At 69.4% G+C, this 19818-nt stretch carries 15 protein-coding genes and 2 pseudogenes; 7 read left to right on the top strand and 10 right to left on the bottom strand.

Going from position 1 to position 19818, the window contains the following annotated elements; genetic code table 11:
- The first annotated feature begins 64 nt into the window (after positions 1 to 64).
- From ACH413_RS07100 to ACH413_RS07110, 3 genes are all read left to right on the top strand, one after another.
- Positions 65 to 916, top strand: coding sequence for a hypothetical protein (locus ACH413_RS07100; RefSeq protein WP_360049192.1), 852 nt, complete (start codon positions 65 to 67; stop codon positions 914 to 916).
- A gap of 55 nt (positions 917 to 971) precedes the next feature.
- The gene (locus tag ACH413_RS07105) at positions 972 to 1577 is read left to right on the top strand and encodes a hypothetical protein (RefSeq protein ID WP_360049191.1); all 606 of its coding nucleotides are present in this window, start codon (positions 972 to 974) and stop codon (positions 1575 to 1577) included.
- 103 nt (positions 1578 to 1680) lie between these two features.
- The gene (locus ACH413_RS07110; RefSeq protein WP_360049189.1) at positions 1681 to 2856 is read left to right on the top strand and encodes a wax ester/triacylglycerol synthase domain-containing protein; all 1176 of its coding nucleotides are present in this window, start codon (positions 1681 to 1683) and stop codon (positions 2854 to 2856) included.
- Here ACH413_RS07110 and ACH413_RS07115 read toward each other — a convergent pair.
- Positions 2816 to 3913 (bottom strand): hypothetical protein, encoded by a 1098-nt coding sequence (locus ACH413_RS07115; protein ID WP_360049188.1) that lies wholly within the window; start codon positions 3911 to 3913, stop codon positions 2816 to 2818. The genes ACH413_RS07110 and ACH413_RS07115 overlap by 41 nt on opposite strands.
- A 177-nt stretch (positions 3914 to 4090) precedes the next feature.
- Here ACH413_RS07115 and ACH413_RS07120 point away from each other — a divergent pair.
- Positions 4091 to 4400: pseudogene (locus tag ACH413_RS07120) on the top strand (globin domain-containing protein); the annotation flags it as partial.
- Positions 4401 to 5282: 882 nt separating this feature from the next.
- Here the strand turns inward: ACH413_RS07120 and ACH413_RS07125 are convergent.
- Positions 5283 to 5849: a transposase gene (locus ACH413_RS07125; RefSeq protein ID WP_360049186.1), complete on the bottom strand. Its 567-nt coding sequence runs from the start codon at positions 5847 to 5849 to the stop codon at positions 5283 to 5285.
- Positions 5850 to 5900: 51 nt separating this feature from the next.
- Here ACH413_RS07125 and ACH413_RS07130 point away from each other — a divergent pair.
- Positions 5901 to 6375 (top strand): annotated as a pseudogene (locus tag ACH413_RS07130) (transposase); the annotation flags it as partial.
- Here the strand turns inward: ACH413_RS07130 and ACH413_RS07135 are convergent.
- The 6 genes from ACH413_RS07135 to ACH413_RS07160 form a co-directional block, all read right to left on the bottom strand.
- On the bottom strand, positions 6291 to 6635 hold the full coding sequence (locus tag ACH413_RS07135; protein ID WP_360049198.1) for a hypothetical protein: 345 nt from the start codon (positions 6633 to 6635) through the stop codon (positions 6291 to 6293). The pseudogene ACH413_RS07130 and the gene ACH413_RS07135 overlap by 85 nt on opposite strands.
- A 278-nt stretch (positions 6636 to 6913) precedes the next feature.
- The gene (locus ACH413_RS07140) at positions 6914 to 8128 is read right to left on the bottom strand and encodes a saccharopine dehydrogenase NADP-binding domain-containing protein (RefSeq protein ID WP_360049184.1); all 1215 of its coding nucleotides are present in this window, start codon (positions 8126 to 8128) and stop codon (positions 6914 to 6916) included.
- 241 nt (positions 8129 to 8369) lie between these two features.
- Positions 8370 to 8642, bottom strand: a complete 273-nt coding sequence (locus tag ACH413_RS07145; RefSeq protein ID WP_360049183.1) for an integrase core domain-containing protein — start codon at positions 8640 to 8642, stop codon at positions 8370 to 8372.
- An 80-nt stretch (positions 8643 to 8722) separates the two neighbouring features.
- A complete protein-coding gene (locus ACH413_RS07150; RefSeq protein ID WP_360049181.1) occupies positions 8723 to 8851 on the bottom strand; it encodes a hypothetical protein in 129 nt (42 codons plus the stop codon).
- Between the two features lie 471 nt (positions 8852 to 9322).
- Entirely contained in the window at positions 9323 to 9787 is a 465-nt protein-coding gene (locus tag ACH413_RS07155; protein WP_360049180.1) for a hypothetical protein, read from the bottom strand.
- 11 nt (positions 9788 to 9798) lie between these two features.
- Positions 9799 to 10251 carry a peptidoglycan-binding protein gene (locus ACH413_RS07160; RefSeq protein WP_360049178.1) on the bottom strand — a complete coding sequence of 151 codons (453 nt, stop codon included), beginning with the start codon at positions 10249 to 10251 and terminating at the stop codon, positions 9799 to 9801.
- Positions 10252 to 10599: 348 nt separating this feature from the next.
- On the opposite strand from ACH413_RS07160, the gene ACH413_RS07165 reads away from it, so the two are divergent.
- Positions 10600 to 13395 (top strand): BTAD domain-containing putative transcriptional regulator, encoded by a 2796-nt coding sequence (locus ACH413_RS07165; protein ID WP_360049177.1) that lies wholly within the window; start codon positions 10600 to 10602, stop codon positions 13393 to 13395.
- Between the two features lie 177 nt (positions 13396 to 13572).
- Here the strand turns inward: ACH413_RS07165 and ACH413_RS07170 are convergent, their stop codons facing one another.
- Complete coding sequence (locus tag ACH413_RS07170) at positions 13573 to 15072, bottom strand: FAD-dependent monooxygenase (protein WP_360049176.1); 1500 nt, start codon at positions 15070 to 15072, stop codon at positions 13573 to 13575.
- 141 nt (positions 15073 to 15213) lie between these two features.
- On the opposite strand from ACH413_RS07170, the gene ACH413_RS07175 reads away from it, so the two are divergent.
- Positions 15214 to 18435 carry a BTAD domain-containing putative transcriptional regulator gene (locus ACH413_RS07175; protein ID WP_360049175.1) on the top strand — a complete coding sequence of 1074 codons (3222 nt, stop codon included), beginning with the start codon at positions 15214 to 15216 and terminating at the stop codon, positions 18433 to 18435.
- 44 nt (positions 18436 to 18479) lie between these two features.
- Here the strand turns inward: ACH413_RS07175 and ACH413_RS07180 are convergent, their stop codons facing one another.
- On the bottom strand, positions 18480 to 19655 hold the full coding sequence (locus ACH413_RS07180; protein WP_396424907.1) for an RNA polymerase sigma factor: 1176 nt from the start codon (positions 19653 to 19655) through the stop codon (positions 18480 to 18482).
- Positions 19656 to 19818: the final 163 nt, after the last annotated feature.

Consider the following 19818-nt stretch of genomic DNA (forward strand, 5'->3'; position numbering starts at 1 on the left):
CGGCTTGGCGCAGCAGAGCACTTCGCCCCTGCACCCCTCACTCCAGACAGCGCAACGTTGAGTCATGAGCACTCTTCCGACAACCAGCGCCTACGCGGCGCACTCACGGCGGGCGTGGTGGACCACTGGTGTCACGTGGCTGCTGGCGTCCGTTCTGATCGCGGCGACGCTGTACGGCCTCTTCTCCGACCGTGCGTATCGGCTCGACCGCACGACGCACCTCGAGTCGTTGGCGCAAGACGTCCTGACGCTGGCGATCGTGCCGGTACTGATCTGGGCGGGCCGCCGTAGCAGCGCGGGATCGGTGCGTGCACACCTGCTGTGGCTCGGTCTGCTCGGCTACATCGCGTACACGTACCTGATCTACGCCTTCGGCGTACCTCACAACTCGGCGTTCCTGCTCTACGTCGCCGCGCTGACGCTCTCGATCGCCGCTCTTGTCGACGGCGTCGCCCGCATCGACGTGCGCAAGGTTCCTCTCCGCGGCCATGTCGGCGTCGGCTGGTTCTTGATCGTGATCGGCCTCGCGTTCGCAGGCTTGTGGCTCTCTGACATCGTGCCGACCATCGGCGGCGGCCTGCCTGGCACTCTCAACGTGGGGGAACTGCCGTACCCGGTCTATGTCGCCGACCTGGCGTTCGCACTGCCCGCCGTCGTCACCACCGGTATCGCCTTGGTGCGCGGTCACGTTGCGGCGCCCGTCCTCGGTGCCATCGTTCTGATCAAGGTGCTGACAATGGGGCTCGCCATCTGGGCGATGGCGATCGCCCTGCTCGTCAACGGCCAGCAGCCCAACTGGGCGGTCGCGGGCCTGTTCGCCGTGATGATCGGCGTGTGCGCGACCGTTCTGGGGCGAAGTGCCGGAGGACTCGAAACACCCTGCCCTGGCTGGCTTCGCCCGTCCTTATGGGCCTGACCGATGAGGACGTTGGCCCCTGAACTTCGAACGGCTCAGCGCGCAACGTTGAGAGATGAGAACAGAACTGGCCGCACGCGAGACATGGCAGTCGTGGTTCCGCTGGACCACAGCGGGAGAGTTCGTGGGCTTCCTCACCCCGGCGCTCGCGGGCGCGCTCACCTCGTCACCGGAACTGCTAGTTCTCGCTGGAGTAGTCGAAGGTGCCGTGCTCGGCGCGGCACAAGCCGTGGTACTGCACCGCATCGACCGCACCCTGCACCGGCGGAGCTGGATCGGCGTCACGGCACTAGCAGCGGGATTCGCCTGGGCAGTCGCAATGCTTGCCGTGCACAACGGCGACCAGCTGAACATGCTCCCGCTCGCCGCCGTACTGCCCATCGCCGCGCTGGCAGGCACGGGAATCCTGCTATCACTGGGAACCGCACAGTGGTTCGTCCTGAGAAATCACGTTCGGCGCGCTCACTTGTGGATCTGGGCCAACGCCGTGGCATGGGGCGCCGGCGTGTTGGTGTTCACCGCTGTCGCCACTCCCCTGTGGCAACCAGGTCAGTCACCGGAACTGATCGCCCTGATCGGCGCTCTCGGCGGCCTGTTGATGGCGGCCACCATGGCAGCCGTCACGGGCGCTGCCCTGATCCGGCTCGTGAGGAGAAGATGACGTGATTGAAGCTCGCGGTGACGTGAAGGGTTCAGCGGGCAGAACGGCACCTCCGATGATTGACCGGACGAGTCCCGAAGACTTGGTGTCGTTGGCCTCGGACATGCAAGTCGGCGCGGTGGTCGTGCTGGACCGAGATCCTGGCGACGTCGAATCTCTGCTCGCGGACCGCGTCCAGACTGTTCCGCGGCTGCGCCGACGCCTGGTTCGGGCACCGTTCGGCTGTGGGCGGCCCGTGTGGATCGACGACGCCGGGTTCGACATCACCAGACACGTACGTCGCACGGCCTGCCCGGCTCCTGGCGACGAGGCAGCACTGCTCAACGTCGCCTCGTCACTGGTGATTCGCCGGTTGCCCCACTCGTCACCGCTCTGGTCGGCGACGCTGGTCACCGGGCTGGCAGGCAACAGGGCAGCGCTGATCCTGGTGTTCCACCACGTGTTGTCCGATGGCATCGGCGGCCTCGCCGTGCTGGCCAACCTGGTCGACGGAGCACCTCGAACCGAGACCGCGCCCTTCCCCGCTCCACCGCCTTCCCGTCGTGAACTCGCGAAGAACACCTGGACGGACCGGTGGACGCCGCCTGGGCGAGTCTCGTTCGCCGGGTTGCGGTGGCCGTCACGTGGCTCGCGCTGCTCTCTGAACCAGCCGACCGGCCCCCGGCGGGAACAGACCATCGCGCGGACCAGCGTTTCCCGGTTGCACGCCACTGCGCACACCTGCGGGGGCACGGTCAACGATGCCCTTCTCGCCGCCGTCATGGGTGCACTGGGCACGGTGCTGACAGGGCGCGGTGACCACGTCGACGAGCTGGTCGTCTCGGTTCCCGTGTCGACGCGTCGATCGACCACAGCCGCTCATCTCGGCAACAGCACCGGCGTCATGCCCGTCGCGCTGCCGACCGGGGGCAAAACCTTGGAACGCCTGACACGGATCGCTGCTATCACCCGGTCACACAAGAAGGCGGCGTCGTCAGTCGCGCCTGTCTTCCGGATGTTGAAGTGGCTCGGGATGGCGGACTGGTTCATGAACCACCAACGCATGGTGAACACCGTCGTGACCAACGTGCACGGCCCTGATCACCCCATGCGGCTGGGCGGCGCGCCGGTCGTCGATCTTGTCCCGTTGTCGGCCACCACCGGCAACGTGACGGTCGCGTTCGCTGCTTTGTCCTACGCCGACACGTTCACCATCACGATGGTCGCCGACCCTGATCATGTGCCCGACCTGCTCGTGCTCACTGAGGCGCTGCAGGCCGAGCTCGATCTGCTTGGCTGAACTCCTCAGCCCCGCCGACCAGCTCGGCGTTGCGTTTCCGCTCGATCATGTGCCCGACGAGTGCCGTTGCCGCTACCGCAAGTGCGTCTGCCAGGCTTCCGTTGTTCTCGCTGGGAGGACCCGGCTGGGCGATCTCGGCGAGGTTCGCGGTGGACGGAAACACCTCGAGTTCCAGATCGCCTGAACGCCGCCCGCGTGCGGAATCGGCGGTCGCATCCCAGTGACCAGTCAAGATCTCCTTCGGCAGCATCAGCACCTTCAGCGGAACAGCAGGAAGGAGCCGTTCCTCTCTGGGACGCAAGGAGAATCTGTCGAAGGTCACGAGGATGCCACGTTGAAGGTCACAGCCGGACCATCCATTGAGGACATCCTCGCCTTTTGCCTCGGCCGCCGCTCGTGTGACTTCTCTGATCCGCTGCGGTGGAGACATCACCATCTGGTGCTTGAACACGTCCTCGGCCCGTGTTCCTGGTGGCGCCGGCACCGGCGGCAGACCGGGCCACTTCAACGGAAGCGTGTATCGAAGATCGTCGGAGAGACCACGTACGGGCCCCTCGAACCACATACGCAGCTCGACGCCGCGGAAATGCATGTCAGTCGGGTTGCTGACAACCAGTTGCACGCAAGCTCGTTCGTGGTTCTCAAGGTGCAGCAGGGCTCTCTGCTGGAGGACCTCTGCCGCCTGCGCGAGGTAGTCCTCTACGTGTGACTCGTAGACCTCACGTGTCCGGAGATCGCGAATGGCGCGCTGTTGAACCTCGTGCTGGTGATCGAGGAAGTCCAGCGACCGCTTGTTCTGTGACCAGTCGTAACCGTCGGCAAGAGCAATCAGGCGGGCACGTTCGGAATCTATCCACGGGTAGATGAGGTCCAGCTGGTTGGGCATGGTCTCGATCTCCGCCGGCTCACACCAGACCTCGAGGTCCAGGTGCTCAGGACCAGAACTCACGAAGACATCCCCGTGGACATGGCCAGCCTGCATCACTACGTCGGCTGTACCGCTCATCACGTTCTGCACGCCGTCCTGACCGGGTCCGCCAGATTGCGCTCTCGCCATCGGCGAATCGTAGTCGCCCAGGGCTGGAGGCCTCCGTCGCGAACGGCAGGGACCAAGGTCCTGAAGTGCAGGCGACGTTCTCACCTGCATTCACCTGGTCCTGGTCGCACAAACTCAAGGTGCGGCCACATAGCCGCGCTGTCTGTTCTGTCCAGGGACATCCCCGAGGAGCTACCTGTGCTTTCCGCTGCTTCGGCCGCCGTGGTCCGCGCGACCTTGCCCGTCGTCCGCGACCACGCCACCGAGATCACCGCCGAGTTCTACCCGTCGATGTTCGCCGCGCACCCGGAACTGCTGAACCTTTTCAACCACGGCAACCAGGCCAGCGGCAAGCAGCAGATCGCCTTGGGCGTCCGCGGTGATCGCCTACGCCCAGCACCTGCTCGACGGCACGCCGTTCGGCCCGATCGCGGAACGCATCGCCCACAAGCACGTCTCGCTCGGGGTACGACCCGACCAGTACCCGATCGTCGGCAAGCACCTGGTGGACGAGTTCTGGCGCAGTGAGCTGAACCGCGCGGCCGAGTTGCGGTTGCGCTCGGCCAAGCTGGGCTTGACGCACGAGGACCGCCTCAAGCTCCGCATCTGCTACGTCGAGCCGGTGGACCAGGTCGCCACCTCCGCGGCCGACCCTGCCGCCGTGACGCGCCTGGACGACCGCGCTGACCATCGTGCGGTCGGCAACCGCGTCGCCTCCGCCCGACCAGCCCAAGGCGGTGGACCAGTCGGGGGTGACAGAGCGGCATGCAAGCGCAGCGCTCCTACCGGAGGCATCTTAGGGGCCGGCGGCACGGTCTTCCTCGTTGTCCCCACCGAACTGGAGTAGCGGCGGCAGAGACAAATGCCTCCCGCGGCCGGCGGCGCTCGAGCGAGGAAGCTGGCTTCGCCAGCGACGGCGCCGGCAACGCGACTGTCTGCAGGGAACGACTGCGGGATCCGTCGATGCCCGGTTCTCGGAGGAGTTCCGCCGATCACCTCGTGTCCGGCACGGCGCGCGACAGGCCGCTATCGCTGTCGACACGGCGGCGTTGCGAAATCCGGAGGTACTGACGCGCGAGCCTTCCCGTGTTCTGCCGGGGTCCTGGCTGCCGCCAGCACGGCGGCGTGTCGGGGGCGTGCTGGCGGCAAGCGCCGCCCAGACTGTCTGGGGGCGCCTGTTTGGCTGCGTGCCCGGAGAACACAGCGTGCACTCTGCGTAGAAAGAGGTTGAGCGGATGCTCTCTGAGTCTCAGCTGACGAGTAGTGAACGTTCGTTGGTGGAGGCGGCTCGTACCGGCGCGGTGCTGCAGACCGATGAAGAGATCAGGGCGGAGCTGATCCGCGGGCTGTTGCTTGGCCGCTACAGCGAACAGCTTGATCCGCGCGGCGTTCAGCTCAGTGGCGCGCGAATCGTGGGCCCGCTGGACCTCGACTTCGCTCGAAGCCCTGTCAGGCTGCGGCTTTCCGGCTGCGAGCTCGACACGATCATGACCGCCCGCAGCGCGACGCTGTCCGCGCTGGATCTCGACGGCTGCCAGCTCCCGGGGCTGCACGCCGACCGGCTCCACGTCGAGGGCAACATGTTCCTGCGCACGATCTTGGGCTCGAAGCTGGCGTCCCGATCCCGCGACACCTCGATCGCGACCGGGCCGACATCGGTGAGCACCGTCTTGGATCGGGTGCCGTTGCGCGAGTTACCGGTCCCGCGGCCGGCGGGGTCGTGCTTGTCATAGCCGAGGTGATCAGTGATCTCACCCTCGAGCGCGGACTCCAGCAGCCGCTTGGTCAGCTGCTGCAGCACCCCGCCCTCACCGGTCAGCCTCAGGCCACTGGCCTTGGCACTGCTCAGCAGCTGCGCGACGAGCTGCTCGTCCAGGCCGTCCAGACCGGCTGCGGGCTTCGAGTCCTCGGCGTTCTCCACGCCGGACATCATGTCGGTCATCAGGTGCACTTCCATGATCGGGAGTTACACCAAACGTTTTACAGTCCCTAGGTTACCGATCTTGTGTTGACTGAAGAGGATCTTGCTGCCTGGACGGCGGGGTTGGACGACCTGTTCGGACGGGTGGCGGGGCGGTTTCACCGGGTAGAGCCACGACGCCGTGCCCGTGCCTATGTAGGGGCTTGTTGGCACCCTTGGCGGGCAAGAACGGGTGGACTCTGGCCGAGGCTGCTGGGGATGCCACACCGGATGGCATGCAGCGTCTGCTCAACGCGGCGAGTTGGGACGCCGACGGGGTCCGTGACTACGCGTCGAGCACCTGGGCGAGCGCGACGGCGTGCTGGTGGTGGACGAGACCGGTTTCCTGAAGAAGGGTACTGGATCCGCCGGAGTGCAGCGGCAGTACTCCGGCACAGCCGGGCGGACCGAGAACCGTCAGCTCGGCGTCTTTCTTGCTTACACGACAAGCAAAGGACGCACGCTCATCGACCGTGAGTGTTTGCTTGCACGGGCGTGGCGGCTTCTCTCCAGGTCGCGATGCCACCACAGCACCGTGTCTGGGCTGACCAGCAGCCGGAGCCGGCGCAGCGTTACGCGTGACAGCGGCACGAGCAGCGCCGCGAGCAACGCCCTGTCCTCGGGCCGCGGTCGTGGGCGCCGATCGCCGAGTTGTCTGTGCAAGACCGTGAGTTGATGGCGTAGGGCAAGGATCTCGACGTCCTTCTCACGGTCGGTCATGCGCAACAGCCGTAGCGCGGCGAAGGCGTGGGAGACGGCGAGGTAGGCGAAGCGGACCAGCACGAGCCACGATCATGCCGGACGGCGACCGGTAAACACGCAGATGACTGCTGACCTGCACGGACGTATTTTTCGGCACGTACAGGGCGCCGGCCTCTGCCCCAGCCCGGAGTTCTCCTACACGGGCCACTCAAACCAGGCCCGACGTGCTCGCCTGGATCAACCTCCCTCAAGGCCCGCGTGACGCACCGACACCGAGGACCATCCGTCCGAGGCTTCAGTGCCACGACTAGGACACGCTTCCCGAGGCCGCAAGAAGCATCCCCCCACGGCGGCGTGGGTCAGGCGGTCGTGACGTCGTAGGTGTGGCCGGCGAGCCGCAGGCGATCGATCAGAGGCCGGCCCATGGCCGTCGCGGGCGTGAGGGAGCCGGACCGATGCGGGAGGTCGTCGAGGGCCAGGCAGAGGGCGCTCTGCCCGAGCATGACGGCCGTGGCGGCGTAGCCGGGATCGCCTGGTCCGGCGACTGTGGCCCGGTAGCGGCGCCCCGAGCTGGTGGTGGCGTGCAGCACCGAACGGAACCAGCCCTTCGCACGAGCCTGTTCGCTGGGCCCGGTACCGGGCGCGGGCAGCACCCGGTCGAGCAGGCCGCGGACGGGCTTGACCGACATCGCGCCGACCAGCCCCGCCAGCCCACCGGTGATACCGGCCGCCATGAGCGCTCCGGTGACGCCCTGCCCCGCGCCCATTACCTCGCCGTAGCGCAGCTCCGGCCCGTAGGCCCAGTCGAGCAGGGCGTTGCTGCGCCGCACGATGCGGGTGTTGAACGGGGCCATCACGAACGGCGCCTGCCACGTTCCGTCGGCGGCGCGGGAGGGCATCCCCGCGTCACGGGGCTGGGCAGGCGCCGGCTCTGCTGCGCGGTCGGGACTGAGCGCATGCGGATCGGCGGCGACGCGGCGCAGGCCGGGATTGCTCTCGTAGGCCTCGATCTGCGCCCGCAGCGAGTCGATCGTGCCGCCGCTGAAACCGCCGCGGACCGTAGCCACCAACCGCACGTCGGTGAGCGGCCCCGCGCCGTCGGCCACGGCCCGCTCGTGCAGCAACAGCATGCCCAGGTCGGACGGGATCGAGTCGTAGCCGCAGGCATGCACGATCCGGGCTCCGGACTCCACGGCCAGCTCGTGCACGGCGTCGATCGCGGCGCGGACGAACAACACCTCGCCGGTCAGATCCGCGTAGTGCGTGCCGGCCCGCGCGCACGCCTCGACGACCGGCAGCCCATAACGCGCATACGGGCCGACGGTGGTGGCCAGCACCCGCGTCGACGCGGACAGCGCCGCCAGCGCGACCGGATCCCCCGAGTCGGCGACGACCAGCGGCCACTCCCGCGCCGCCGCAGGCAGCCCGGCCCTGGTGGCAGTGAGCTTGTCCGCGGACCGCCCGGCCAGCGCGATCCGTACGCCCTCGGGGGCGTGCCGGGCCAGGTATGCGGCGGTCAGCGCCCCAACGAACCCGGTGGCGCCGTAGACGACGACGTCGTGCTCACGATTCATGGCCGTCAGCATGCCCCCAAGGCTCCGGCCACCGCACCGGCCGGGTGGCCTCGGCGCGGTGCGGGAGGAACGCGGTTGTGCTCCTACACCGCCATGCTCACCCACAGGCCGCCGCGTCCACCGCAGGCCGTGGTCACCGCGGTACGGCCTGGGACTGCGGAGCCGCCGGCGGCGTACCCACGTCAGGCTGATCATGGCGTGTGGGGTGCCAAAACACGGCTCGACGGGCCTGACCTGCGGATCACGCGGTTGCAGGTTCGTACTCGTTGATCAAGCCGCCAAGCACTCGCCGACGACGTATGGATCTACAGCCTGGATCTCCGGTCGGGTGATCGGGTCGTGGTGGAGCGTGGTGTGGTCGCCGGTGGTTGTAGTGGGAGACGTAGCGGTTCAGCACTGACTTCAGGTATTGCTCGTTGATGATGAGCAGCCGGTCGGTGAGCTCGCTTCTAACGGTGCCGACAAACCGTTCCGCGTAGCAGTTGGCCCGCGGGCATTGCGGTGGGACCTTCACAACGTCGATGCCGGCGTCAGCGAGAACGGAATCGAACGACGCCGTGAACTGGCCGGCCTGTCACGAACCAGGAACCGAAGCTAGCTGGCCCGGTCGTCCAGCTCCATGAGGAAGTTGCGAGCCTGCAGTGCAGTCCAAGGGCCGTCAGGGTTGGTGGTGGTGCCGAAGATGTGGACGTAGCGGCTGCCGACCTCCAACACAGAGAACACGTACGCCCGCTTCGCAGAATGCGGCTGTCCGGCCAGGGCCACGCCGCGAACCGCAGTCCCGGCAACACCGAGGCCAGCGTGGCAGTGTCGGTGGTGCGCTTGTGCAGGTACGTCTCCGCGCCGGCCATGGTGGCCGCTTCCGGTTCTGCCGCGTCTGCCCAGACAGCGGCACGGATCGTCGAGCCTGACCGGCTCTCCTGTGCCCACCGTCGTCCTTCGTTGACACAGAAGGAAACCTGCGTCCGAGCGTTGTGGCCTCAAGTCGTGAAAACTCCGGGAACCGCCTGCACAGCGCGGTTCCCGGAGTCGCAGTCCTGCTGCACTGGAGATGTCAGACGGGCAGCAGGACCAAGTCAATGAGGTAAGCGGTGTGCACGCCGCCTCAGATGACTGAGACGAGTGGCGGGCCTTCGCAGTTGTGCAGCCACACCTCGGTCGAGGTGCGGCTGCACAACTGCGCTGATCTCCCGATCAGCCGAGCGAAATCGTGCTGGGGTTCGCCGCTCCGGCCTGGGCGGCGCGGTCGTTCAAGTCGACTTCGATCCACCCTGTGCAACCGGTGTCCGCGCCGCTAACACCGGCGCACACGTTGAACCTGACGGCTGTGAGCGCCAGCGGGAGGTCTCGGACACCGCAGCCCGTGGTCGACCCGTTGCCGTCGCCGACGACGTCCTCGTACTGGCCACCGCCGGACACGACGTAGACGAACCTGGTCCTGACACCCCAGTTGTCGGATCTGGTGTCGCAGGCGTAGACATGGTTGCCGTGGTTGTTCACCCCGCCGTAGCCACGCTCCTTGCCATCGACCCGCACACCCGCCTGGTTGGCCGACGCCGCTGTCGCTGTCGCGAACATGAGCGCGCCGGCGAACACCACCACTGCAGCCTTCTTCATGTAGCCCTTCACGTGGTCCACTTCTTCAGAGCTTCGGTTCATGTCGACTCCGCTCAACAGAGCGAAGATTTCACGCGGTAATAGGCCGGCACGCTCGGGTAGATGAAGTACACGCCCTGTTCGCGACGGAAGTACACCGACGCGTACGACCCGACGTACTCGACGATCAACGGATCCGCAGTGATCCTCAGGTTGTTGTCGGCCAGGCTGAACGTGTTCACGCCGACCCGTCCGTCCACCCCGAGCTTGCGATCGCCCTGCCAGCGCTTGGTGGCCGCCTCAGTTCGCGGACCGAACTCACAGTCCACCTCGCCGGCGCCGAGGTAGCCGTCCGCGTAGAGAACCAACTGCCACAGGCCGCTCGCATTGCTGTTCGGGAAAGTGTTGCGAGCGAGCTCCCCCTCGTCGCCCCAGTCGTCGGTGACGGTGTCGAAACCCGAGATGTAGCCCTGGTTCACCGAGGCGTTCGCGGGCACGGCAACAGCAGCCAGAGCCAGGCTCGCCACCAACAGCGCCCCACGCCCTGCCCTTGAACCGGAAATACGAACTCTCCTACTCACTTCATCCCCCTCCTGAGTGACGGCGGCGGCAACTCCCCTGCCGCCCGTCTGGCCGGCTCAGCCGGATCCACTGTCCCTCCGCGTTTGAATTCCGCCTGCCGCGAGCATGGGAGTGCAGCGTCAAGAGAAAACACCAGGAACGTGGAATGTGCTGACACGAGCGCCTGTGCCGAATCGGTGCCGATCTTGTGGAAATTCCGGCAGGGTGTAGACGCCGGGGCGTCGGCGACAGGGGGCGTGATGGTGGAGCTTCGGTTGCTGGGGGATGTAGGAGCCTGGAACGGAGATCGGCGTGTGGAGGTGGGGCACACGCGGCAGCGGTGCGTGTTCGCGGTCCTGGCAGTGGACATCAACCGGGTCGTCACGGTGGAGCAGTTGCTGGAGCGCGTGTGGCCAGAGGATCTGCCGCACCGGGTCCGGCAGGTCCTGCAGAACTACCTCTCCAGGCTGAGACTGTTGCTCTCACCGGAAGGCATCGGGATCGAGCGCCGACCCAACGGCTACGTGCTGCTCGCCGACCCGGATGTCGTTGACCTGCACCGGTTCCGCCGTCTGGTCGTCCGTGCACGTCGAGCAGATGACGTGCAGGCTCTCGGCTTGTTCGACCAGGCCTTGGCATTCTGGCAGGGTGAGCCGTTCACCGGTCTGGACACCCCTTGGCTGGCCGCGGTGCGCACCGGACTCGAACGAGAACGCATCGCCGCCCAACTCGACCGCATCGACGTCGCGCTGCGCTGCGGCCGGCACACCGAGGTCCTGACCGACCTGTTCGCACTGGCGGAACAGGAAGAGGTGGACGAACGCGTCGCCGCCCAGTTCATGCTGGCCTTGCACCGCGCCGGACGCACCACCGCCGCGCTGACCCACTACCGGCAACTGCGTGCCCGGCTGATCGAGCAATGCGGCACCGAGCCCGGCACCGCACTGCAGGACCTGCATCAGCGCATCCTCGACACCGACTCCTCCCTCACCCCACCCTCGACGATGCAAGAAACACCGGCGAAGGCGGAGGATCCGGCGCCCCGGCAGTTGCCCGCGCCACCACGGTGGTTCACCGGCCGCGTCTCCGAACTGGCCCGCCTGGACCAGGCACTGACGGCTGAACCTGATGAGGCGCACCTGCTGTCCGAGGCCGGTTCGAGGACACGAACTGCCGCCACGGTGGTGATCTCAGCGATCGGCGGAGCCGGCGGGATCGGAAAGACCTGGCTGGCCTTGGCATGGGCGCATCAGCACGCCGAGCGGTTCCCCGACGGCCAGCTGTTCGTGGACCTGCACGGGTTCAGCCCTACGCAAGAGCCGATGGCACCGGCAGTAGCGATGCGCGGATTCCTCGACGCCCTCGGCGTCGACCCCAGCCGCATCCCGGCCGACCTGGACGCCCAGGCCGCGCTGTACCGCAGCGTGCTCAACGGGAAGCGGATGTTCCTGATGCTGGACAACGCCGCCACCGCAGAGCAGGTGATCCCGCTGGTGCCAGGCAGTCCGACCTGCACCGTGCTGGTCACCAGCCGCACCAAGCTCGCCTCCCTGATCGACCGGCACGGCGTCCGCCACCTGCAACTGGACGTGCTCGCCCGCGCCGAGGCACGCGCCCTGCTCACCCGTCGAATCGGCGCCGACCGCGTCGCCGCCGAACCCCACGTCGTCGACGAGTTGATCGACCTGTGCGGTGGATATCCGCTTGCCTTGTCGATCACCGCCCGCGACGTCGCCGTCCGTCCGGCCATTCCGCTGACCGAGGTGGCAGCCGAACTGCGCGAACTGGGCTTGGCGATGCTCGACCACGACACCGACCCCGCAGCCAGCCTGCCCGCCGTGCTGTCCTGGTCGATGCGTCGGCTCACCGATGAACACCGCACCGTGTTCGGTCTGCTGGGCATCACCCCCGGACCTGACATCACCTTCCCCGCCGCGGCCGCCCTCACCGGCCTGTCCCCTGTCCGAGCACGCAAAGCGTTGTCGGCGCTGGAGCAGACATCATTGCTCGACCTGCGGCCGGGCGGCCGGTACGCGATGCACGACCTGGTCCGCGCCTACGCCGGCATCACGGCCCGTGATCTACCCGATGACGTGCGGAAGACGGCCCTGGGGCGGGTGATGGACTTCTACATGCACACCGCTGTCGCCGCCGACCGGATCTTGGACCCCCACCGCCCGCTCGTCAGCCCCGACTCACCCGCGCCCGCCATCCCGCCGCTCTCACCGGCCGATCCTGCGTCGGCGATGGCCTGGCTGAAGGCGGAGCACGCCATTCTCCTGGCCACCCAACGCGCGGCCGCCGAACTCGGTCTCCACGACGTCGTCTGGCACCTCGCCAGGGCGCTGGACACCTTCCACCGCAGGCAGGGGAACCGGCACGACGCGCTCGCCGTGTGGCGGACCGCGTTGGACGCCGCCGCGCATCTGCCCGCCCCAACCACCCGCAGCCGGACTCATCGGAACCTTGGCCGCGCTTGCTCCCGGTTGGGCCTGCACGAGGAGGCCGCGAGACACCTGGGCCGAGCACTCGCACTGGCCGTGCACCAGCGCGACCCCGCCGAACAGGCGCACACCCGTCAGCAGCTCGCCATCGCCTGCGGACAACAGGGGAACGACCGGCAGGCCTTGGACCACGCCCGGCATGCCGTTGACCTCTACCGCACCCTCGACCGCCCGGTGTGGGAGGCTCACGCGCTCAACGTGGTGGGCTGGTTCGCCGCGCGCTTGGGCGAGTTCGACACCGCCCGTGACCACTGCTCCGCCGCCCTCGCCCTGTATCGGCACCACCACCATCCCGACGGCGAGGCGGCCACTCTGGACAGCCTTGCGTTCGTCGCCCACCGCATCGGAGATCACCAGCAGGCGGTCGATCGTTATCACCGAGCCCTCACGATGTTCCGAACCCACGGCGACGCCTATGAGGTCGCGGCCACTCTCGACCGCCTCGGCCATCCCCACGCCGCTCTTGGACAACATGATCAGGCCCGCCAGGCGTGGCAGGAGGCGCTGGAGTTGTATCGGGAGCAAGGCCGCAACGAGGACGCCGCGCGAGTGCAGCGACAACTAGCAGACCTCGCTTCGGCACCGCCGCCCCGATATCACCGGTGACCCACGGGTCGAGGTGCCCGCCGAGAACGGGCGGGAACTGGCCGACAGCGCTTCATCCGATCTGCCTGTGCCCGATGGTGGCGGTCAGGGCATGGCACGGAGCCGCGCCAATCGAGCCACGATGGCGACCTCGACCGCGCGCTCGGGGCGGTCTGCCACACCCGGTCTGCCGGCTTCCTAGAACGCCTTGCCGAACCAGCGCGCCGCCGCGCGTTCGATCGACTGTGGATCGCCGGGCCCGCTGCCGGCCCAGGCGACGATCCCGTCCGGACGGACGAGCACGGCCGTCAGCCCGAGATCGTCCTTCGCCGTCCCGGCCGCGTAGTGCACCTGTGCCTTCCACCGCGAGGCCACGTCGCGTAGGACCTCGTCCCGGCTGAAGTCGAGCAGCACGCCTCGCCCGTCCCGCATCAGCCCGGCGAGGCGGGTGCCGTCCTCCAGTCGGAAGTCCGGGGCGTCGCGTCCGGTCAGTGGGTGTTCCTCGCCGACGTCGTGGCGGATCCAGCCGCCGGACATCTTGCCGTACACGTAGGTCGCCCCGTCGCGCGTGGCGATCAGGTCGCGCAGCACTCCCTGGGCCGCCTGCGAGTGCAGGTCCGGTCCCATTGCGGCGACTTGGGCACGGGTCCATTCGAGTACCCAGGCGCCGATCGGGTGCCGTTCGCGCTCGTAGCTGTCGAGTAGCTCGTACGAGGCGTCGCCGTGCACGACCGTGGCGAGCTTCCAGCCCAGGTTCACCGCGTCGCCGAGGCCGGTGTTGAGTCCCTGGCCGCCCAGGGGTGAGTGGATGTGCGCGGCGTCGCCTGCCAGCAGGACGCGCCCGCGCCGGTAAGTCGAGGTCTGCATCGCCCGGTCGGTGTAGGTCGAGGCGAGGTGGACCTCCGTGATCGCGACGTCGGTGCCCGAGACCCGGCGCAGCACGTCTTGGAGGTGCTCGCGGGTCAGCTCCTGCGAACGGTCGAATGTGCCGCCGTCGAAGTCCATCATGCCGATCCCGCCGCCGGGCATCGTCAGGTACATGCCCGTCGGGGTCAGGTTGAACCAGGGCTTCAGCAACCCGGGGTCGTCGAGGTCGACCTGGGCGATGTAGCCGGTGAAGCGCGGGCCGGTGCCCACGAACTCGAACCCGGCGAGCTTGCGCACCGCGCTGTGCCCACCGTCGCAGCCGACCAGCCACCGCGCCCGGTGTTCCTGTCCCCCGGCCCGGGCGACCACGCCGTCCTCGTCCTGGGTGACGTCCGAGACGGCCACTCCGCGCCGGATCTCCACGCCGAGCTCGGCCGCCCGTACGGCCAGGAGCGTCTCGACTGCCTCGAGGTTGACCACCGCCTGCTGGTTGGCGGGGCTGGGCAACCGGAACGGCAGCGCCGGGAGGTCGACGTCGCCGGGGTTGATCATCATGCCCGCGAAGTGGCCGTGCGCTTGCGGGGGCGCGGGATCGCCGTCCGGGTCGTAGGGGATGCCCGCCGCCTCCAGCACCGGTGCCAGCATGCCCCGGCGGTAGAACGCCTCGACGGACGCGGCCGACAGCCCTCGTGTGCCGAGCGGCGCCCTCTTCCAGGCCGAACGCGGTTCGGTGTCCTTCTCCAGCACCAGCACGGAGCAGCCCGCCAGACCGAGCTCGCACGCGAGGAAGAGCCCCACCGGGCCGGCACCCACGATCACGACGTCATGCACGGATGACCCACTTTCCGAAATGTTCCCGTGTTCCTCGGACAGGCAAAGAGTCCGGTGTGCCGCACACGCGGCACACACACGGCGCACACACGGGACTGACACCTCGATGTGGGGGCGATGCCATCTGCCAGAGTTGCGGCCGTGACGGTGAACGTGCGCGTGGCGGTCCTCGGCCCCCTGGAAGTGGACGTGGACGACGTCGCCACCCACCTCGCGGGGACCCGGTTGCGCGCCGCGGTCTGCAGGCTCGCGGTGGCCGTTCCCCGGCCGGTCGGGGTCGACGAGCTGATCGACGCGGTCTGGGACGGACGGCCGCCCGGCGCGGCGGCGCACGCCCTGCAGTCGCTGATCACCAGGCTGCGCGGCGTGCTCGGCGGTGCCGGCTCGGTGCTGATGGACGCCCGCGGCTACCGGTTGCCGCTGACTCCCGACGCCGTCGACGCGCTTGTGTTCCAGGACCTGCTCGCGCGCGGCCGTCGTGCCGCCCGCGAGGCGGACCACGGGAGCGCGCTGACCTCTTTCGAGCAGGCGCTCGCGTTGTGGCGCGGTCCGGCGCTGACCGGGGTGCCCGACGCGCCGTACGTCGCCGGGCTGACCGCCGAGCTGGAGAACCTGCGTCTGGACGCCCACGCGGGGCGGTTCGCCGCGGCCCTCTCGCTCGGGCGGGCGGACGAGGTGGTCGCCGACCTGCGCAGGACCGCGGACGAGCACCCGTTGCGCGAGGACTTCGCCGCCCAGCTGATCACGGCGCTGGCCGCGACCGGCCGGAGTGCGGACGCGCTGACGGGCTACGAGCGGATCCGCCGCGAGCTGGCCGGGCAGCTGGGCGCGGATCCCGGGCCGGAGCTGCGCGACCTGCACCAGCGGTTGCTCGGCGGCGCGCTCGCGGACCGTGCCCCGATGCGGCGGCCGGTGCCGCGGGGCCTGGGTGCTCCGCTGACGAGCTTCGTGGGCCGGGAGACCGAGCTGGACCAGGTGCGGTCGTCCGTCGCGGCGCACCGCCTGACCACGCTGGTGGGTCCCGGCGGCGCGGGGAAGACCAGGCTGGCCACCGAGGTGGCGCGCGGCTGGTCGGCCGGCGGACGCCGCGAGGCGTGGCTGGTGGAGCTGGCGCCAGTCATGTCGGGCGCCGGCATCGTGAGGGCCGTGCTCGACGCGATCGGTCTGCGCGAGGCGAGGCTGCGGCCGGAGCAGTCAGGTCAGGACGACCGCGAGCGGCTGCTCGACGCCGTGCGCGAGTCCGCCGGACTGCTGGTGGTCGACAACTGCGAGCACCTGCTCGGCGCGGTCGCCGAGCAGGTCGCCGACCTCGTCGCCGCCGCGCCGGACCTGCGGGTGCTGGCGACCAGCCGTGAACCGCTCGGGTTGACCGGCGAGGCGCTGACCCGTGTGCCGCCGCTCGCGTTGCCGCCGTCCGTGGCCGTTCCCGGGCAGGCCGCCCGGTACCCGGCTGTCCGCCTGTTCCTCGACCGGGCCGCGACCGCCTGTCCTGACTTCGTCCTGGACGACGGCACGGTCGAGGCCGTGGTCGCCGTCGTCCGCGGGCTCGACGGGCTGCCGCTGGCGATCGAGCTGGCCGCCGCCCGGTTGCGGGTGCTGCCGGTGGCCGAGATCGCCCGCCGGCTCTCCGACCGGTTCCGGCTGCTCACCGGCGGCGACCGGGTTGCCCTGCCGCGGCACCGCACGCTGCGGGCGGTGGTGGACTGGAGCTGGGAGCTGCTGACGGAACCCGAAAGGCTGCTGGCGGAACGGCTGGCGGTGTTCCCAGGCGGGGTGACCGAGGAGGCGGCGGTGGCGGTCTGCGCCGACGACCTGGTGCCCTCCGAGGACGTCGGCGAGCTGCTGATGACACTCACCGAGAAGTCGTTGCTGCGACCCCCGCACGACACCCCGCTGCGCTACCGGATGCTCGAGACGATCCGCGAGTACGGCGTGGAACGGCTGACCGCACAGGGCCTGGCGGGGACCGCGCGGAATCGGCACGCCCGCTACTTCGCGCGGCTCGTGGACGCGCTGGAACCCGTGCTGCGGGGCAGGGACCAGCTGGGGGCGCTGGCCACCCTGCGCGCGGAGGAGACCAACGTCGCCGCGGCCCGGCGGTACCTGTTCGACTCCGGACGGCTGCGCGAGGCGTTGATGATGACCCTGGCGACGGCGTGGCTCGGCAGGATCACCGGCGACACCTACGAGGCGGGCTGGCTGGACGAGCTGATAGAGGCGCACGACGGGACCGCCGAGCCGTTGCTCGGCTACGCCGAGGCGGTGCGGGTGATGTTCTCCTTGGACGAAGGCCGTGACGTCGGCGGCGACCAGGTCCGTGATCAGGTCGCCGAATTGCTGCGGCGGTTCCGCGCGAACCCGGTGCCGTCCCCCTACGGCAGCCTCGACGCGGTGCTGGCCGTCCTCCCCGCGGTGGCCGGTCTTTCCGCCGAGGCGGAGGCCGTGGCGGACCAGGCGCGCACCTCGCCCGATCCGTGGGTCCGGGCGGTGCGGCACGCCGCGGCCGCCAACTGGGCCGAGAACCGGGGTGATTCGGACCGCGTGCGGGAGGAGGCCGAGCTCGCGCGGCGGGAGTTCCACACGACCGGTGACCGCTGGGGCGTGGCAGTCGCCGGTCGGACCAGGGGCGCGCTGCGGGTGGTGGATGGTGACCTGCCCGGCGCACTGGCCGACCTGGAGGCCGCGCGCTCGGCCGCCGAGGAGCTCGGGGCGACGGACGACGCTCGTTTCCTGCGACTGCGGATCGCCTGGCTGCTGTGGTCGCTCGGCCGCACCGCCCAGGCCCGCCACGAACTGGCCGCGCTCCGGTCCGGTGGTGGGAACCTCTGGCAGGGCGGCCAGGCAGACCTCGTGGTCGACTCGGCGATGGTCGGCGTCGAGTGGACCGACGGCGACCACGACGCCGCGGTGCGCCTGGCCGACGACGTCCGGGCCCGGCTACGTGCGGAGGGTGCGACCAAATCGGTGCGCGGCCACGTGGTCACGACCGTGCTCGGCGCGGTCGCGGCCATCTACGCCGCGGCCGCCGAACACCTGCCGCAGCGGCTGGACGACGCCCTCGATGTGCTCCGCCAGGCGTACCCGGCCGCCGTCCTGACCGAGGACCGCCCGGTCGTCGCGTTGCTCGGGCCGGGTCTCGCTCAGACGGCCGCGGTGCTGGGCCGGTTCGACGATGCGGCGGAGGTGCTGGGTGCGGCCGCGCGCCTGCGGGGTGGTGATGGCGGCGCCGACGTCTTCGCGGTGCGGCTGACCGAGCGGCTGCGCGCGGAACTCGGTGACGTCTTCGACCGGTGCTACCAGACCGGCAGGGCCCTGGACGGGCGTGGAGCCGTCGCGCGGATGGATCCCCGCCTGCTGGTGTGACGGAGCTGTGCGTCCCGGAACCCGGCCATGGCGTGGACGGGCGGTCACAGGTTGCGCGAAACCTCGATGAGCCGTTCGGTGAGGAAAGCGCGTTCGACCTCGTTGTCGGTGAGCGCCAGCGCTTCCTCGTAGGCGGTCGCGGCCTGTGGCCAGTTCTCCAGCCGGCGCAGGAAATCGGCGCGCGCGGCGCTGAGGTAACCGTAGGTCGCCAGAACGGGATCGGCCAGCAGCGGTGTCAGTGCGTCCAGTCCGGCCTGAGGCCCGTCGAGCATGCCGACCGCGACGGCGCGGTTGAGCTCGACTACCGGCGACGGCCACAGCCGGAGCATGACGTCGTAGATGTCCACGATCTCCGTCCAGTCGGTGTCAGCCCAGCTCGGTGCCTCCACGTGTAAAGCGGCGATAGCGGCCAGCAGGGCGTACCGGCTTGTTGGCTTCCGCCGCAGGGCCTCGATCAGCAGCGACTGGCCCTCGCTGATGAGTTGCCGGTCCCAGCGCGCACGGTCCTGTTCGGACAACAGCAGCAGGCGACCGGAGTCGGACATCCGGGTCTCCTGACGCGCCGCGTTGAGCAGCAACAGGGCGAGCAGGGCACCGGCCTCCACGTTGGTCGGCATGAGCAGGTGCAGCACGCGGGCCAGCCTGATCGCACTGTCGGTCAGGTCACGACGCATCAGGTGGGTACCGAGCGGCGCGGTGTGCCCGGTGGTGAAGATGAGGTGGACGACCTCCAGAACGGCGCTGACCCGCTCCTCCAACTGGTCGGGACCTGGCACCCGATACGGGATTCGGGCCGCGGCGATCTTCTTCTTGGCACGGGTGATGCGAGCCGCCATGGTGGCCGGCGGCACCAGGAACGCCCTGGCCACCTCTGGAGTGGACAGACCGCAGACCAGCCGCAGCGTCAACGCCACCTGCGCATCCGGCGACAAGGCCGGGTGGGCGCACGTGAAGATGAGCCGCAGCCGATCGTCGTTCAAGGCTTCCTCGGGTCCCGGCACTGCCTCGCCCGCGACCAGCAGCGGCATCCTGCCGCGGAACACCGACTCGCGGCGCATCAGGTCGAGGGCCCGGTTGCGGGCGCAGGTGGTCAGCCAGGCCCCCGGCCGGTCCGGGACGCCCCTCTCGCCCCAGGTCTTCAGGGCTTGCGCGTACGCGTCCTGCGCGCATTCCTCGGCCAGATCGAGATCGCGGGTCAGCTGGGCAGTGCTGCTGATCACCCCGGCCCAGTCGCGGCGGGGGGGCGCGGGCCCCCCCCCCCCCCCCCCCGCCGCCCCCCCCCCCCCCCCCCCCCCCCCCCCGGCCCCCCCCCCCCCCCCCCGCGCGCGCCCCCCCCCCCCGGCGGCCCACCCCCCCGCCCCCCCCGCGGCCCCCGGGACCGCG

Origin of the sequence: Lentzea sp. NPDC020367 (genome assembly GCF_044387305.1) — a bacterium.
In the GTDB taxonomy this organism is placed as follows: domain Bacteria; phylum Actinomycetota; class Actinomycetes; order Mycobacteriales; family Pseudonocardiaceae; genus Lentzea.